At 68.1% G+C, this 16,090-nt stretch carries 15 protein-coding genes; 3 read left to right on the plus strand and 12 right to left on the minus strand.

Annotated features, from left to right (window positions below):
- The first annotated feature begins 682 nt into the window (after positions 1-682).
- Positions 683-1,234, plus strand: coding sequence for a DUF418 domain-containing protein (locus IE88_RS0103620; RefSeq protein ID WP_031550262.1), 552 nt, complete (start codon positions 683-685; stop codon positions 1,232-1,234).
- Here the strand turns inward: IE88_RS0103620 and IE88_RS0103625 are convergent.
- Positions 1,231-1,926 carry a response regulator transcription factor gene (locus IE88_RS0103625; RefSeq protein WP_031550265.1) on the minus strand — a complete coding sequence of 232 codons (696 nt, stop codon included), beginning with the start codon at positions 1,924-1,926 and terminating at the stop codon, positions 1,231-1,233. The two genes, IE88_RS0103620 and IE88_RS0103625, sit on opposite strands and share 4 nt — an antisense overlap.
- 126 nt (positions 1,927-2,052) lie before the next feature.
- Here IE88_RS0103625 and IE88_RS0103630 point away from each other — a divergent pair, with 126 nt between their 5' ends.
- Positions 2,053-2,526, plus strand: a complete 474-nt coding sequence (locus IE88_RS0103630) for a L,D-transpeptidase family protein (protein ID WP_420330126.1) — start codon at positions 2,053-2,055, stop codon at positions 2,524-2,526.
- Positions 2,527-2,583: 57 nt separating this feature from the next.
- Here the strand turns inward: IE88_RS0103630 and infB are convergent, their stop codons facing one another.
- From infB to rimP, 4 genes are all read right to left on the minus strand, one after another.
- Positions 2,584-5,187, minus strand: coding sequence for a translation initiation factor IF-2 (gene infB, locus IE88_RS0103635; RefSeq protein WP_031550271.1), 2,604 nt, complete (start codon positions 5,185-5,187; stop codon positions 2,584-2,586).
- A gap of 203 nt (positions 5,188-5,390) precedes the next feature.
- Positions 5,391-5,996: a DUF448 domain-containing protein gene (locus IE88_RS0103640; RefSeq protein ID WP_051881463.1), complete on the minus strand. Its 606-nt coding sequence runs from the start codon at positions 5,994-5,996 to the stop codon at positions 5,391-5,393.
- Positions 5,997-6,006: 10 nt separating this feature from the next.
- Positions 6,007-7,584: a transcription termination factor NusA gene (gene nusA / locus IE88_RS0103645; protein ID WP_031550278.1), complete on the minus strand. Its 1,578-nt coding sequence runs from the start codon at positions 7,582-7,584 to the stop codon at positions 6,007-6,009.
- Between the two features lie 4 nt (positions 7,585-7,588).
- Positions 7,589-8,167 carry a ribosome maturation factor RimP gene (gene rimP / locus IE88_RS0103650; protein WP_031550281.1) on the minus strand — a complete coding sequence of 193 codons (579 nt, stop codon included), beginning with the start codon at positions 8,165-8,167 and terminating at the stop codon, positions 7,589-7,591.
- Positions 8,168-8,312: 145 nt separating this feature from the next.
- Here rimP and IE88_RS0103655 point away from each other — a divergent pair, with 145 nt between their 5' ends.
- Complete coding sequence (locus tag IE88_RS0103655; RefSeq protein WP_051881464.1) at positions 8,313-9,305, plus strand: glycosyltransferase family 2 protein; 993 nt, start codon at positions 8,313-8,315, stop codon at positions 9,303-9,305.
- On the opposite strand, the gene trmB is transcribed toward IE88_RS0103655, so the two are convergent.
- From trmB to IE88_RS0103690, 7 genes are all read right to left on the minus strand, one after another.
- Complete coding sequence (trmB, locus tag IE88_RS16250; protein WP_036766567.1) at positions 9,302-10,174, minus strand: tRNA (guanine(46)-N(7))-methyltransferase TrmB; 873 nt, start codon at positions 10,172-10,174, stop codon at positions 9,302-9,304. The genes IE88_RS0103655 and trmB overlap by 4 nt on opposite strands.
- Position 10,175: 1 nt before the next feature.
- Positions 10,176-11,357 carry a methionine adenosyltransferase gene (metK, locus tag IE88_RS0103665; RefSeq protein ID WP_031550290.1) on the minus strand — a complete coding sequence of 394 codons (1,182 nt, stop codon included), beginning with the start codon at positions 11,355-11,357 and terminating at the stop codon, positions 10,176-10,178.
- A gap of 103 nt (positions 11,358-11,460) precedes the next feature.
- Positions 11,461-11,895 (minus strand): helix-turn-helix domain-containing protein, encoded by a 435-nt coding sequence (locus IE88_RS0103670; protein WP_031550292.1) that lies wholly within the window; start codon positions 11,893-11,895, stop codon positions 11,461-11,463.
- Positions 11,896-11,938: 43 nt separating this feature from the next.
- On the minus strand, positions 11,939-13,576 hold the full coding sequence (gene lnt / locus IE88_RS0103675; protein WP_081871411.1) for an apolipoprotein N-acyltransferase: 1,638 nt from the start codon (positions 13,574-13,576) through the stop codon (positions 11,939-11,941).
- Positions 13,573-14,580, minus strand: coding sequence for a hemolysin family protein (locus IE88_RS0103680; protein WP_051881465.1), 1,008 nt, complete (start codon positions 14,578-14,580; stop codon positions 13,573-13,575). Before IE88_RS0103680 ends, lnt begins: the two co-directional genes overlap by 4 nt.
- A gap of 21 nt (positions 14,581-14,601) precedes the next feature.
- Entirely contained in the window at positions 14,602-15,072 is a 471-nt protein-coding gene (gene ybeY / locus IE88_RS0103685; RefSeq protein ID WP_036766568.1) for an rRNA maturation RNase YbeY, read from the minus strand.
- On the minus strand, positions 15,072-16,064 hold the full coding sequence (locus IE88_RS0103690) for a PhoH family protein (RefSeq protein WP_031550304.1): 993 nt from the start codon (positions 16,062-16,064) through the stop codon (positions 15,072-15,074). Before IE88_RS0103690 ends, ybeY begins: the two co-directional genes overlap by 1 nt.
- Between the last annotated feature and the right edge of the window lie 26 nt (positions 16,065-16,090).

The raw sequence follows: 16,090 nt of genomic DNA on the forward strand, positions 1-16,090 counted from the left end.
ATGAGCGCGGCAGACGGGCCGGTCGCGCCGGAGGCGCGCCATGACAGCCTCGACGTGCTGCGCGGTCTCGCCGTCCTGATGATCTTCGCGGTCAATGCGAAGGCGATGTTCGCGCCCTTCGCGTTCTACGAGAACCCGACTCTTTGGGCCGGTCCCCAGGACCGGCTCTTCGCCGGCCTCCTTGCCATCGCCGTCGACGGGAAGTGGATGCCGGTCTTCGCGCTCCTCTTCGGGGCGGGACTGGCCCTTTCATGGGACAAAGCGGTCGCGGCCGGCCAAGATCCTCAGGCGCGGATCCTGCGCCGGCTGGGCTGGCTGTTCGTCTTCGGCCTGATCCATCTCTTCGCGGTCTGGGCCGGCGATATCCTGGCGGCCTATGCCGTGACCGGATGGGCCGCCCTTCCGTTCCTGCGCAGGCGGACCTTCGTGGTCTGCGGCTGGATGGCGGGCCTGTTCGTGCTGGGCCTCCTGTGGACGGCGGGGCTCAACGCCCTTCTCGCCGCCCTTCCGCCGCCGGCGCTGGCTGATCTGTCCGCGGCCGCATGGGACCCAGGCCCGCAGGCCCTGCGAGAGGATCTGGCGGCGTTCCGCAGCGCCTCCCCCCCCCCTCGACCATGCCGCGGCGCGGTTTCCGCTCGCGCTCGGCAATCTGACCGGCCTGCTCTTTGCGGGCCTGCTGCCGATGATCCTTTCCTACATGCTCGGGGGCATCGTCCTGTTCCGCAGCGGCATCCTGCTCGGCACGAAGGCGCCGAAGGCATATCTTCCGGCCGCAGCGGCCTGCCTGTCATCCGCCTGGGCCCTGGCTTTCCTTCGCGCCGAAAGGCTCGAAGCCGCGCAATGGGACTTCGCCGCCTCTTTGCGGCAGGAATGGATCGCCTATCTCGAAGGGCCGCTCGGCGCGTTCGGCTATACCGGCCTCGTTCTCGGCATCCTGAGCCTCGGCAAGGCGCCCGCCGCCCTCGCCGCCGCAGGCCGCATGGCCTTCACCAATTACATCGCTTGCTCGCTGATCGGCACGACGCTGGCCTATGGCCATGGCGGGAGCCTTTACGGCCATCTGACCCTGGGCGAGATCCTGATCGCCGTCGGCGCCGTCTGGGCGATCATCCTGATCGCCTCGCCGCTCTGGCTCGCGAGGTTCCGCTTCGGACCGCTCGAATGGGTCTGGCGCCGCCTCGCCTATGGCCGCCCGATACCGTTTCGCAGGCGAAGCGGCCCTGCGCCCGGCTAGACGTCGGTGGCGAGGCGGTAGCCGCCGGAATCGGTCAGCAGGAGCGTCGTCTCGCCCGGCTTCGGCTCGATCTTCTGGCGCAGCCGGTAGACATGGGTTTCCAGCGTGTGCGTCGTCACGCCCGAATTGTACCCCCAGACCTCGTCGAGCAGCGTGTCGCGGCTAACGGGCTTTCCGCCCGAGCGATAGAGATATTTGAGGATCGAGGCTTCCTTTTCGGTCAGCTTGATCCGCTTGTCGTCGCTCGTGACGAGCATCTTCACCGCCGGACGGAATTCATACGGCCCGATCCGGAAGACCGCGTCCTCGGACTGCTCGTGGCTGCGCAGATGGGCGCGCAGGCGGGCGAGCAGGACGCCGAACTTGAAGGGCTTGGTGACATAGTCGTTCGCGCCGGCATCGAGGCCGGTGATGACGTCGGATTCCTCGTCGGCGCCGGTCAGCATGATGATCGGCGACTTGAACCCGCCATCGCGCAGCTTCCGGCAGGCCTCTCGGCCATCCATGTCAGGAAGGCCGACATCGAGCAGGACGAGGTCGATGTGACCTTCGGCGCGCAGCTTTTCTATGGCCGCGCTGCCGGTCTCCGTGACCTCGAGTTCGAATTCCGGATGCTCCGCGAACTGGTCGGACAGAGTGCCGGCCAGCAGAGCATCGTCTTCGACCAGGAGAACGCGTGCCGCACGTGCCATAAAGTCTTCCCTCGTGCCGCTTGGGGCGGCATCACTTCCCGTTGAGGTGTACCGAAACTTGCCTGGGAACAACACGCAAAAATGAGCTTCGTTCTGACCGCGACGCCGAAAAAGAGCGATCGCGGTGTGCTGGAAGCAGCGGATTTCCAGACAATCTGCGCTTTCGGGCGCGGTGGTTTGACAAATGATAAGAAAGAAGGCGACGGCGCGACGCCCATCGGACGCTTCGGAATGCGCAGCTGCTATTGGCGTCCAGACCGCGTCGCCCGGCCCGTGACAGGGCTTCCCGTCCTGCCAATCCGGCGCTTCGACGGCTGGTGCGACGACCCTGGGCACCCGCTCTACAACCGCCCTGTCCGGCTGCCCTTCCCGGCCAGCCATGAGCGGATGTGGAGAGAGGATGCCGCCTATGATCTCGTCGTCGTGCTGGATCAGAACCTCGACCGGCCCGAGCCCGGCGCGGGCAGCGCCGTGTTCTTCCACCTGACCAAATCCGCCGATCCGACGCCGACCGAAGGCTGCGTCGCCATCGCGGAGCCGGCCATGCGCCGCCTCCTGCGTCTGTGCGACACGAAAAGCGTGCTGGAAATCCGGGCATAGAAAAAGGCGGTGCCGGCCTGAAAGCCGGCACCGCCTGCGATGTCTCTGCCGCGACGCTTAGTCGAGCTTGCGCTCGATCCGCTCCACCTGGAAGCACTCGATGACGTCGCCGACCTTCAGGTCGTCGTAATTGGCGAAGCTCATGCCGCATTCCTGACCCGCGGGCACTTCGTTGACGTCGTCCTTGAAGCGCTTGAGCTGGCTCAGCTCGCCCTCGTGGATGACGACATTGTCCCGCAGCAGCCGGACATTGGCACCGCGCTTCACCTGGCCTTCAGTCACGCGGCAGCCGGCGACCTTGCCGACCTTGGAGACGTTGAAGACCTCGAGGATCTCGGCATTGCCGAGGAAGGTCTCGCGCAGCTCGGGGTCGAGCATGCCCGACAGCGTGCCTTTGATGTCGTCGATCAGGTCGTAGATCACCGAATAATAGCGGATCTCGGTGTTCGACCGCTCGGCCACCTCGCGCGCCTGCTTGTTGGCGCGGACATTGAAGCCGATGACGGGCGCGTTCGACGCTTCGGCGAGGACGACGTCGCTCTCGGAGATCGCGCCGACGCCGGTGTGCAGCACGCGCACCCGGACCTCCTCGGTCGCCATCTTGTCGAGGGCGCCGACGATCGCTTCGACCGAGCCCTGCACATCGCCCTTGATGACGATCGGCAGGTCCTTGATTTCGGCGTCCTGGAGCTGCGCCATCATCTGCTCGAGGCTGGTCCCCGAGGTCGAGGCATTCGCCTTTTCGCGTTTCACGCGGGCGCGGTATTCGGCCACTTCGCGGGCCCGGGCCTCGCTGTCGACGACGACGAACTGGTCGCCCGGTTCCGGCACGCCGTTGAGGCCGAGGACCTCGACCGGCTGGCTCGGCACGGCCGTCTTGACCTGCTTGCCCTTGTCGTCGGTCATCGCGCGGACCTTGCCCCATTCGGAGCCGACCACGACGATGTCGCCGCGCTTGAGCGTGCCCGCCTCGATCAGGAAGGTCGCGACGGAGCCGCGGCCCTTGTCGAGCTGCGCCTCGACCACGGAACCATGGGCCGCGCGGTCCTCATTCGCCTCGAGCTCGAGGAACTCGGCCTGAAGGCTGATCGCCTCGAGAAGGCCGTCGAGGTTCTGCTTCTTGAGCGCTGACACCTCGATGTCCTGAACCTCGCCGCCAAGGCTCTCGACCTGCACTTCGTAGCGCAGGAGGTCGTTCTTGACCTTGGTGGGATCGGCGCCCGGCTTGTCGATCTTGTTGACCGCGATGATCATGGGCACGCCCGCGGCGCGGGCATGGCTGATCGCCTCTTCGGTCTGCGGCATGACGCTGTCATCGGCCGCGACCACCACGACCACGATATCCGTGACATCCGCGCCGCGCGCCCGCATCGCCGTGAAGGCGGCGTGGCCCGGCGTGTCGAGGAAGGTGATCTTGTTATGCGCCTTGTCCTCGATCTGATAGGCCCCGATGTGCTGCGTGATACCGCCGGCCTCGCCGGAGACGACATCGGTCTGGCGCAGGGCGTCGAGCAGGCTCGTCTTGCCGTGGTCGACATGGCCCATGATCGTGACCACGGGCGGACGCGGCTTGAGCGTGGCGTCCTCCGGATCGGGCGCGATCAGGCCTTCTTCGACATCGGCCTCGGAGACGCGCTTGGCGGTATGGCCGAGATCCTCGACGATCAGCTCCGCCGTATCGGCGTCGAGCGTCGCATTGCCGGTGACCATCTGGCCCTGCTTCATCAGCTCCTTGATGAGGTCGGTCGACCGCATGGCCATGCGCTGGGCGAGATCGGAAACGGTGATCAGTTCGGGAATGACCACCTCGCGCTTCTTCTGGCTCGCCTGATTGCCGCGCTTGGCCCGCGCCGCTTTCTCGCGCTCGCGCGCTCTGCGGACGGAGGCCAGGCTGCGCTGGCGGTCGTCGTCCTGAAGGGCGTTGGCGATGGTCAGGCGACCGGTGCGGCGTTTCGGCGCCTCTTTCCGGCTCGTATCCGCGCCGCCGAAGCCGCGCTTCTGCTTGATCCGGCCGCCGAGCGCGGAGAGCGGGTCATCCGCATCCTTTTCGAGAGCGGGACCCTTCTTCTGCTGGCCGCCGGCATTTTCGAGACCCTTGGCCTTGGCCTCCTGACGGCGCTTGCGCTCGGCCTCCTCGGCTTCGAGCTGCTTGCGCGCCTCTTCCTCGGCCTTCTTGCGAGCTTCGGCCTCCTCGGCGCGGCGCTTCTCTTCGGCCTCGGCCTGCTTGCGGGCCTCTTCGAGGCGCGCCCGCTCCTCGGCCTCGCGGCGTTCGCGCTCCTCGCGCTCCTTGGCCTCGCGCGCGGCCTTCTCCTTCGCCGCCTTCTGCGCGACGGCGAGGGCGGCCGCCCTGCGCTTGGATTCCTCGTCGGACAGGCGGCGCACCACCTTGCCCTTGGGCTTGGCCGCCACTTCCTTGGCGCGCCCGGCCGCAGCCGCGGGCGGCACCTTGGCCGTCTCGCGCTTGGGCGCAGGCTCGATCACCTTCGTCTTGGACGAGGGTGACTTGCCGCCGGGGGAGGCCACTCTGCGCTTCTTCACGACCTCGACCGTCTTGGTCCGGCCATGGCTGAAGCTCTGCTTGACCGAACCTGTTTCGGTCTTGCCACGGAGGCTCAGCGGCTTGCGCTCGCCCTTCGATTTTTCTTGCGTCTCGTCGCTCATACGTCTCCACGGGGACCGCCGGGCGATCCGAAAACTGTTCCCAACAAGGCCACTGACCTGATCGCGGGAGGGGACCCGCTCGCTCCGAGGACGCCGATCCGGCGCACCGCCGAGCAGTCTACCACATCCCTCACCGCCGGGGACGGCCCACATATACGCGAGGGCGGCTCACGTCCACCGCCCCCAGAACACCTCAGTGCGATTTAAGTCGCCGGAGGGTTTTCCGTATAAGCCGCCCACACTGCTGCGGCCTCTGCCGCCGCCCGTCCGGCACCGCCTGCGGCGAGCCCGAGATGGACGGCGCCGACCTCGCCGATCGCGGCGCTGACCGCTTCCGACGTGGCCGGAAGACGGATGTGGGTTGCCGGCGACGTCGCGGCAAGGCGCGCCATGATCTTGTTCACGCCGTCCTCCGCCGCATCCGCAGGCGACAGATAGGCGCAGAGCCCCGGCAGCCGCTCGCGCACCGCCTCGAAGCCCGCGAAAAGAGCGCCCGCCTTGCGGGCGAGGCCGAGGCGGGACAGCGCCCTTTCGGCAAGGAGCGCCTCGATGCGCGCCGCGAAGCCCTCTGCGGGCTCCGGCACCGCCGTCGGCGCCTTGAAGGCGCGGGAGAAGGCGTTCCGGCGGACCGCCGCCTCGACCGCCGAGCGCTGCGCGCTCACCCAGGCCCCGCGCCCCGGAAGGCGCAGAGCGAGGTCGGGCACGGCCTCCCCCTCGGGCGACCGCACGAAGCGCAAAGCGCGCGCATCCGGTCCGAGCGGCGCGCCGGTGGCGATGCACCGGCGGTCATTGAGGCGGCCCTGCGGCATGGCGCCCGGCTCAGGCAGAGACCGAAGCCTCCTCGCCCTCCTCCTCGTCGTCCCAGCCGACCTTGGCGCGCGCTTCGGCGATCATCGCTTCGGCGGTGTCCGGCTTGACGCGGTATTTCTCCAGCATGCCTTCGTAATGCTTCTTCTCGCCGTCCACCCGCTCGGTCCAGCCGGTCAGGTCGTCGGCGACGCAGCCGGCGAGGTCCTCGACGGTCTTCACGCCTTCCTCGGCGAGCGCGACGATCATCTTGAGGTCGAGGCCGTCGATCTCGAGAAGATCGTCCTCGACGCCCATCTCGCGGCGCTTCTCGTCGAGCTCGGCCCGCTCGCGCTCGAGATATTCCTGCGCCCGCGCCTGAAGCTCCTCGGCGGTCTCCTCATCGAAGCCCTCGATCATCGCGATCTCGTCGAGATCGACATAGGCGATCTCCTCGACCCGCGCGAAGCCTTCGGCGACGAGCAGGTTGGCGATCATCTCGTCGACGTCGAGCACTTCCATGAAGAGTGCGGAGCGCTCGGCATATTCCTTCTGGCGCTTCTCGGACTCCTCCTCCTCGGTCATGATGTCGATCTCGAAGCCCGAAAGCTGGCCTGCGAGGCGGACATTCTGGCCGCGGCGGCCGATGGCGAGGCTGAGCTGATCGTCGGGCACGACGACCTCGACCCGCTCCATCTCCTCGTCGAGCACGACTTTCGCGACCTCTGCGGGCGCGAGCGCGTTGACGATGAAGGTGGCGGTGTCTTCGGACCACGGCACGATGTCGATGCGTTCGCCCGCCATCTCCGAGACGACGGCCTGCACGCGGGAGCCCCGCATGCCGACGCAGGCGCCGACGGGGTCGATCGAGCTGTCGTTCGAATAGACGCCGATCTTGGCGCGCGACCCCGGATCGCGGGCGGCGGCCTTGATCTCGATCACGCCGTCATAGACCTCGGGCACTTCCTGCTCGAAGAGCTTGGCCATGAATTGCGGGTGCGTGCGCGAGAGGAAGATCTGCGGGCCGCGCGGCTCGCGCCGGACATCGGCGACATAGGCGCGCACTCTATCGCCCTGGCGCAGCGGCTCGCGCGGGATCTGCTGGTCGCGGCGGATGACCGCCTCGGCGCGGCCGAGGTCCACGATGACATGGCCGTATTCGATCCGCTTGATGAGGCCCGAGATGATCTCGCCCTGGCGGTCCTTGTATTCCTCGTACTGGTTCTCGCGCTCGGCGTCGCGGACCTTCTGGGTGATCGTCTGCTTGGCCGCGAGGGCCGCGACGCGGTTGAAGTCCACCGGCGGCAGGGGGTCGGAGAGGAAGTCGCCGATCTCGGCTTCGGGGTTCTGCCGCTGCGCATCGGCGAGAGAGATCTCGGCGGAGTCGTTCTCGACCTCCTCGACCACCTCCATCAGGCGCCACAGGCGCGTTTCGCCCGTCTTGGGGTCGATCTCGGCGCGGACATTGGTCTCCGCGCCGTAGCGCGAGCGCGCCGCGCGGGAGAGCGCGTCCTCCATCGCCTCGATCACGACCATGCGGTCGATCGACTTCTCGCGGGCGACGGCGTCCGCGATCTGCATCAGCTCGATCTTGTTGGCTGTCACGGCCATGAGGCTACTCCTTCTCAGGGGCGCTTCCGCCCGCGTCATCTATACCGTTGTCGTTCGCTTCGGCATTGTCCGGCGCATTTCCCGCCGCCTTTGCCCGGCGCAGGCTTTCCGTGACCAGATCGTCCGTCAGAAGAAGCTTGCCGCTCGCGATCAGGGCGAAGGGAATGACGGCCGTCTCCTCCTCGCCCTCGATGTCGAAGAGGACGTCCTCGCCCTCGACGCCGGCCAGCGTCCCCTTGTAGCGCTTCTGGTTCTCGACCGCCTGGGTCAGCTCGATCTTGGCCTCGAAACCCTCCCAGCGCTCATAGTCCTTGAGGCGGGTGAGCGGCCGGTCGATGCCGGGCGAGGACACTTCGAGCGTATAGGGATCGTCGATCGGATCGTCCGCTTCGAGCGCGGGGCTGATCGCCCGGCTGAGCTTCGCGCAGTCCTCGGCCGTCATCGTGCCGTCGGGCCGCTCGGCCATGACCTGCAGCGTCTTGTTCCTCGATCCCGTGACGCGCAGGCGGACGAGCTCGAAGCCCTCGGCCTCGGTCACGGGCGCGACGATCTCGGACAGTCTGTTCTCAAGCGGTGTCGTCATGCTCTCGGCTCAACAAAAAAGCGGCCCCGGGGGGCCGCTTCCGATCGGGGTTCGAATGCACTCTCCACATAGGCGAGCCCGAGCGGTCTGTCACCCCCGCTTCGCCGAGGTTTCCGACTGGCACGGCTCGTGCCAGAGAGCGGCCATGACAATTCCGCTTCCGCCCGTCGCCTGCATCGTCGTGAACTATCGCGCGGCGCATCTGGTGGCCCGCAACCTGCCCGCCACGCTGGCAGCGCTGCGAGACATTCCCGGCAGCCGCCTCTTCGTCGTCGACAACGCCTCGCCCGGGGACGATGCGCGAACGCTGCGCGCCGCGGCCGCGAACGAGACGGATGTCGAGGTCATCGCCCATGAGCGCAATGACGGCTTCGCCGCCGGCAACAATGTCGGCTTCGCCGCCCTTCGCCGGGCCGAGGCGGAGCGGGGCGCGCCCTTCGGCTACGTCTTCCTCCTCAACCCCGATGCCTGGCCGGAACCGGGCAGCCTCAAGACCCTCGTCAGCTTCGCGCAGGACTGTCCCGAAGGCGGTATTTTCGGCCCGGCGATCACCGAAAGCGACGGCCGCGTCCACTGGTCGGCCTTCCGCTTTCCCTCCGTCGCAGGCGAGATCGAAGGGCGCGCCGGCACCGGGCCGATCACGCGCCTTCTCGGAAAGGCGCGCGTCTCGCCGCCTCCGCGCAGCGAAGCGCATCGCACGGACTGGGTCTCGGGCGCCGCGCTCCTCCTTCGCCGCGAGGTGCTCGACCGCCTCGGGGACATGGACGAGGCCTATTTCCTCTATTTCGAGGAGGCCGACTATCAGCTCCAGGCGCAGAGGGCGGGGTTCCAGACCTGGTATGTGCCGCAGGCGCGGATGACCCACCTGCAGGGCGCCTCGACGGGCATGGCGGTGGCGAACCGCAGCGAAGCGGGACTGCCCGATTACTGGTTCCGTTCGCGCCGACGCTTCTTCGAGAAGAATTTCGGGTCCCGCTATGCCGACCGGGCGGACAGGGCCTGGCTATGGGCGTCGCGCTTCTTCGTCCTGCGCCAGAAGGTCCTGCGCCGCCCGGATGGCGGACGGGCCGATGCCATCGGCCGCTTCCTCGCCAATCGGGGAAAGACCGGCCAGGGCCGCCCGGGCGAGGCCGGCTAGCGCCGGAGGAAACGCAGATAGGCGGGCCGGCGCCCCTCGCGGAGGGCCTTCGCCTCATAGCGGGTCTGCGGCCAGTCCCCGGGCCGGTCGAGCCAGTCGGACGGCGCTCTCGCCGTCCACTCGAACCGCCGCTCCTCCCGGTTCGCGACCTGCACCTGCATCAGCGTCCAGCGGACATAGTCGGGGATGTCCGAACTGACCCGCAGCTCGGCGCCGGGGCGCAGGAGGCGCGCGGCCTCGGCCAGGAACGGCTGCGAAACGATCCTGCGCTTGTGATGCTTTCGCTTCGGCCAGGGGTCGGGATGCAGGACGAAGAGGCGGGACAGGCAGCGATCCGGCATCGCCGCCATGAGCTGGCGGGCATCGCCATGGCAGATGCGGACATTAGAGAGCCGGCGCTCCTCGATCTGGGTGAGGAGCTTGGCGACGCCGTTGACGAAAGGCTCGGCGCCGACCAGCAGCGCATCGGGGTGCCGCTCGGCCTGCCATGCGAGATGCTCGCCGCCGCCGAAGCCCACTTCGAGCCAGACTTCCTGCGCGGTCTTTCTTTTTGGCGCTACCGCTCGCTCTCGCTCGCTGCTTGAGCGCTTTTCTGACTGCGCCATCGCTTCGCTGCTTGAGCGCTCTTCTGTCTGCGCTATCGCTTCGCTGCTTGAGCGCTCTTCTGTCTGCGCTATCGCTTCGCTGCTTGAGCGCGGGGAAGCCCGTCTTTCGGCGATGACATCCGCCACCGTCTCCGGCGTCACCGCCAGTTCCGGCAGCAGCGACTCCATCAGGCGGGCCTGCCGCGGCTTGAGCGGCTTGTCCTGGCGGCGGCCGAACAGGCGCAGATCCTTGTAGCCTGCGCTGCGGGGATCTGCGGCCGTCACGTCAGGAGAAGGCGGAGCGCAGATCGTCCACGAGGTCCGTCCGCTCCCACGAAAAGCCGCCATCCTCTTCGGGTGTCCGGCCGAAATGCCCATAGGCGGCCGTGCGCTCGTAGATCGGGCGGTTGAGGCCGAGATGGGTGCGGATCCCGCGCGGGCTGAGATCCATGACCTCCAGCAGCACGTTTTCGAGCCGCGTCGGATCGACCTCGCCCGTGCCGAAGGTGTCGACATAGAGCGAAAGCGGCTTGGCGACGCCGATCGCGTAGGAGACCTGGATCAGACACTTCTTGGCGAGGCCCGCAGCGACCACGTTCTTGGCGAGATAGCGGCTGGCATAGGCGGCGGAGCGGTCGACCTTGGTCGGGTCCTTGCCCGAAAAGGCTCCTCCGCCATGCGGCGCCGCGCCGCCATAGGTGTCGACGATGATCTTGCGGCCGGTCAGGCCCGCATCGCCGTCGGGGCCGCCGATGACGAACTTGCCCGTCGGGTTCACGTAGAAGTCGTCCTCGCCGCACATCCAGCCTTCGGGCAGGACCTGCTCGACATAGGGACGCACGAGTTCGCGCACCTCGGCCTGGGAGAGGCCTTCAGCATGCTGGGTCGAGACGACGACGGAATCCGTGCGCACCGGGCGGCCGTCTTCATAGCGCAGCGTCACCTGGCTCTTGGCATCGGGCATGAAACCGGGCTGCGAGCCGTCATGGCGCGCCTTGGCGAGGGCGCCGACAATGGCATGGGCGAAGGCGATCGGCGCCGGCATCAGGCTTTCGGTCTCATCCGTCGCGAAGCCGAACATGATGCCCTGATCGCCCGCGCCCTCGTCCTTGCCCTCGCTGCTGTCGACGCCCTGCGCGATTTCGGCGGACTGTTCGTGGACGTAGCACTGCACGTCCATGTTCTTCCAGGAGAAGCCCTCCTGGTCATAGCCGATCTCGCGGACGACACGGCGGGCGGTCTCGGTCAGCGCCTCTTCGCGGTCCTTCGAGTTCGAAAGCGCGGCCGAGCGGACCTCGCCCGCCAGCACCACCCGATTGGTCGTGGTCAGCGTCTCGACCGCGACCCGGGCCTCGGGCTCCTGCGCGAGGAAGAGGTCGACGATCCCGTCGGAAATCCGATCGGCGACCTTGTCCGGGTGGCCTTCGGAAACGGATTCGGAGGTGAAGTCGTAGCTGCTGGCCACCATGGCGTCGCCCCGCTTGCATGCGTGGAAAGGATATAAAGGATGCTTTATGTCCCCGGCGCGCTCCTCGCAAGAGCGGGAGGCGGCCCGCACGGTTTTCGGGCTGTCAGTCCTCGTCGTCCTCGCCCAGGACCTTGACGAGGTCGAGGACGCGCCGGCGCACCTGATAGTCCGGAATCTTCGCGAAGGCGCGGCAGAGCTGCATGCCTTCGGGGGTCGAGAGGACCGACAGGAAGTCGGCCTTGTCCTCGTTCTTGTCGGGGCTCGTCTCGGCGAAGCCGATCATGGTTTCCGGCCCGTCGCCGAAATCGTCGTAGAAGAACTGGACCGGCACGCCGAGAATGCGGGCGATATCGTAAAGGCGCGACGCGCCGATCCGGTTCACGCCCTTTTCGTATTTCTGCACCTGCTGGAAGGTCAGGCCCAGTTCCTCGCCGAGCTTGTCCTGGGACATGCCCTGCATCATCCGGCGCAGACGGACCCGGCTGCCCACATGGATATCCATCGGGTGGGGCGCTCGCTTGTTTTCCGTACCGGCCATATTCATTCTCTCTGAACCGTGAGGATGCGCTGAATTGCCGACTTCACTCCCGGCGCGCAAGCCCCGTAACCCACGGAGAAACAACAACCAGAAGTAGCATGATCGCGAACCCCGCCTCGCCCCAGCGGTCATAGAGCGTGGGAGGCGCGGGCGCGGGAAGCCATGCGGTCAGGGTCCCCGCCTCGTAAAGCGGCAAGGATTCCAGGACCCTGCCCCTGGGACCGATCAGGGCGGAGATGCCCGTATTGGCGGAGCGGGCCATGGGCAGGCCGCTTTCGATCGAACGCAACCGCGCGATGGCGAGATGCTGGCGCGGCCCGACATTGTCGCCGAACCAGGCGTCGTTGGTCACCGTCACCAGCCAGTCGGGCCGTTCGCCGTCAGGATAGAGCGCCCCGGGGAAGATGCCTTCATAGCAGACGAGCGGCGCGAAGGGCGCAGGTCCGACGGACAGCACTTCGGGCCCGGCCCCCGGCGTGAAGCCGCCCGCGCCGACCGGCGACATGGAAGCGAGGCCGAGCGCCTCGAACAGGCCCGACAGCGGCAGGTATTCGCCGAAGGGAACGAGGTGATGCTTGTCATAGGTGGCAAGCAACGGCTTCTCGCCGCCCTCGGTCTCGCCGAAGACCTGCACGGCATTGCCGAAGGATGCGGCCTCCGCCTCGCCATAGACACGAACCGATCCGGTCACGAGGATCGTATCGGCAGGAAAACGTTCCGCGAGCCCCTGCCCGACGCCGGGGATCTCGCCCAGATGCGGAAAGGTGTTCTCGGGCCAGACGGCATAGGTCGGCACGTCGTCGGCCACGGCGGCCGCCGCCTCGGCCGTCATGTCGAGCGTGCGCTGCAGGTTCGCCTCGCGCTTTGAGGGATCGAGCTTGTCGCGCTGGGGCACGTTGGGCTGGACGATGACGAGCTGCGCCTGCGGCTGTGACGGGCTCAGCGGCTGAAGACGGACCCAGCCGAACAGCGCCATCGCGCCGATACCGCAGGCGAGCGCGAGCCAGGGCCAGCGGCGCCCGCCCGAGAGCGCGGCCGCCGGCAGGAGCGCGAGAAGCGCGACGATGAGGGAGAGGCCATAAGGTCCCACAAGGCTCGCCGACTGCGCGAGCGGCAGCCATGCCAGCGTGCTCTGCGCCAAGAGGTTCCAGGGGAAGCCGGTGAGGATCCAGCCGCGCAGGAATTCGCCGAGCGCGAAGGCAGCGGCGAGGGTCAGGACCCGCGCTCCGGCGCTGCGCCCCCAGGGGCCGCGCCAGGCCCGGACCGCGATGAGGGCGGCGAGGCCGCTATAGATCGCGAGATACGCCATCAGCCCAGGCACGAGGATCGGGATCATCCAGGCGAACTGTTCGGCCTGCACGAGGAAGGCGAAACCGATCCAGTACATGCCCAGCGCGCAGGCGCCGAAGCCGAAGGCCCAGCCGGTCAGGAAGGCGCTTCGCAGAGGCTTCCGCCCGCCGCTTGTCCCTTCGAGCAGCAGGGCGAGACCCGGAAAGGCGATCAGCAGGACCGGCAGGGCGCCATAGGGCGCGAAGGCGGTGGCGGACAGCGCGCCGAAAAGGAGCGCGAGCACGAAGCGCCGCCACCCGCCGGTTCCGCGCAGGCCCTGCGCCAGGCGCAGCGCGGGCCCCCTCCCGGCTCTGTCTTCGGCGTCCGCATCGCCGCGCGCGGCAAGCGTCACGTGGCGGCGGCCTCGGCCGTCCGCATCGCCTCTTCATGCCGCACCGTCTTCTCGGCGGGCGGCGGCAGGGGTTCGCGCCGCACCGTCTCGGCCGCCAGCGGGCGCACGAGCACCCGGCGGATGCGGCGGGCATCGGCCTCCGCCACCTCGAATTCGGCGCCGTCGGGATGCGGGATCACCTCGCCCCGCACCGGAATGCGGCCGGCGAGCGCGAAGACGAGCCCGCCCACCGTGTCCGCCTCGTCGTCGGGCAGCCGCAGGTCGAGACCGGTCTTTTCCTCGAACTCCTCGAGCGGCAGGCGCGCATCGGCGTCCCAGCGGCCGTTCTTGGTCTTGCGCAGACCGAACTCCTCGGCATTGTCGTGCTCGTCGCGGATGTCACCGACGATTTCCTCGATCAGGTCCTCAATGGTGACGAGGCCGTCCGTGCCGCCGAATTCGTCGATGACGAGCGCCATGTGGATGCGGCTCGCCTGCATGCGCAGGAACAGGTCGGTGATGGGCATGGAGGGCGGCACGTAGAGAATCTTGCGCGTCAGGCCTTTCAGGATCGGCGTGTCGCCGCCCTCGGCGCGGTCGGGCTCGGCGAGCATGCCGACGAGGTCCTTGATGTGGACCATGCCGATCGGGTCGTCGAGATCGTCGCGATAGACCGGCAGGCGCGAATGGCCGGCCTCGGAAAAGGTCGTCAGAAGCTCGGCGAGGGTGACGTCATGGTCGACCCCGATGATGTCGGCGCGCGGGATCGCCACGTCGTCGACGCGCTTGGTGTCGAAGGCGACGATGCGCTCGATCATCTCGCGCTCGGCCGGGGTCAGCGTCGCGCCGCTGCCCTCCTGCAGGACGCCGTTGAGGCCCTTTTCCCGCGCCGGACGGAACCGGCCGAGCAGGTTGCGAAGGGATGAAGAACTCCGCGCGGGAGAAGATGCGGGCCCGGCCGCTGAGCCGGGAGCCGTCTGTCGGGCTTCTCGCCCGGAAGGAGACGGCGCTGCGCCGTCGGACATATTCGTCTCCGTCTGGCCCGCTCAATCGGCGGGCTCTTCCTCGTAAGGGGGAGCGATCCCCAGGCTGGCGAGCGCCCGCGTTTCGAGCGCTTCCATCGCACGAGCCTCCTCCCCGTCCCGGTGATCATAACCGAGAAGGTGAAGAAGACCATGAACGAGAAGGTGGGCCGCATGATGGCGCAGCGAAACCCCCTTTTCCGCCGCTTCCCGTTCGCAGGTCCCGAGCGCCAGCGCCAGGTCGCCGAGCGGCTGCATGTCTTCGGGCAGGCCCGGGACGGGATCGGCCGGAAAGGACAGGACGTTTGTGGGCCGGTCCTTCCCGCGCCAGTCGCGGTTCAGGCTCTGCACCGCCCCGTCATCGGTGAAGAGGACCGAGACCTCCCCGCCGCGCATCCCTGGCAGGCAAAGCTCTCCGACCGCCCGCGCGCAGGATGATGGCAGGTCCAGCACGTCTTCGGGCCAGGGCGCCTCCGTCTCGCAGTCGAAACGGATCAAGAGCCGCGTCCCGCTTGCGCGGCCGCCATGCGGTCCCGCTCGCGGCCGTCATAGGCGCGGACGATCTCGCCGACGAGGCGGTGCCGGACCACGTCCTCGCCGGTGAAGCGGGTGACCGCGACGCCGTCGATCTCGGTCAGGAGCGAGAGCGCGTCCTGAAGGCCCGACTGGCGCGCATCGGGCAGGTCGGTCTGGGAGGGGTCGCCCGTCACCGTCATGCGGCTGCCTTCGCCGAGGCGCGTCAGGAACATCTTCATCTGGCCGATGGTCGCGTTCTGCGCCTCGTCGAGGATCACCGCGGCCCGGCTCAGCGTCCGCCCGCGCATGAAGGCGAGCGGCGCGATCTCGATGTCGCCGGCGGCGATGCGCCGGTCGACATAGTCGGTGTGCATGGTGTCGTAGAGCGCGTCGTAGAGCGGACGCAGATAGGGATCGACCTTCTCCTTCATGTCGCCCGGCAGGAAGCCGATGCGCTCGCCCGCCTCGACGGCCGGGCGCGACAGGATCAGCCGCTCGACCTCGCCGCGCAGGAAGGCGCTCGCGGCATGGGCGACGGCGAGATAGGTCTTGCCCGTGCCCGCCGGGCCGACCCCGAAGGTCAGCTCGTTCGCCGACAGCTTGCGCATATAGTCCGCCTGCGCCGCGCTGCGCGGGGCGATGGTCCGCTTGGGCAGCGTCAGCACGGGCGCGGCGCCCGCGCCTTTCGGTTTCTCGGCCTTGCCCTCGGCGGCCGTCGCGGAGAGCCGCAGCGCGCCCTCGACATCGGCGCTCGACAGGCCCTCGCCGCCCTCCAGCCGGCCATAGAGCGCGCGCAGCGCCTCTTTCGCCTGCCAGCGCGCGCCGTCCTGCCCGCGCAGGGCGATCGTGTTCCCCTTGGCATCGAGCCGCACGCCGAGCGCGTTCTCGATCAGGAGGAGGTTCGCGTCATGCGGCCCGCAAAGGTCGGAGACGAGGGCGTTGTCGTCGAAGACGAGAGTTTCCGTGGTCATTGCCGCTCTAGGTAGGGGGCGCGGAG

The sequence above is a fragment of the Parvularcula oceani genome (genome assembly GCF_000733125.1).
GTDB classification, from domain to species: Bacteria; Pseudomonadota; Alphaproteobacteria; order Caulobacterales; family Parvularculaceae; genus Parvularcula; species Parvularcula oceani.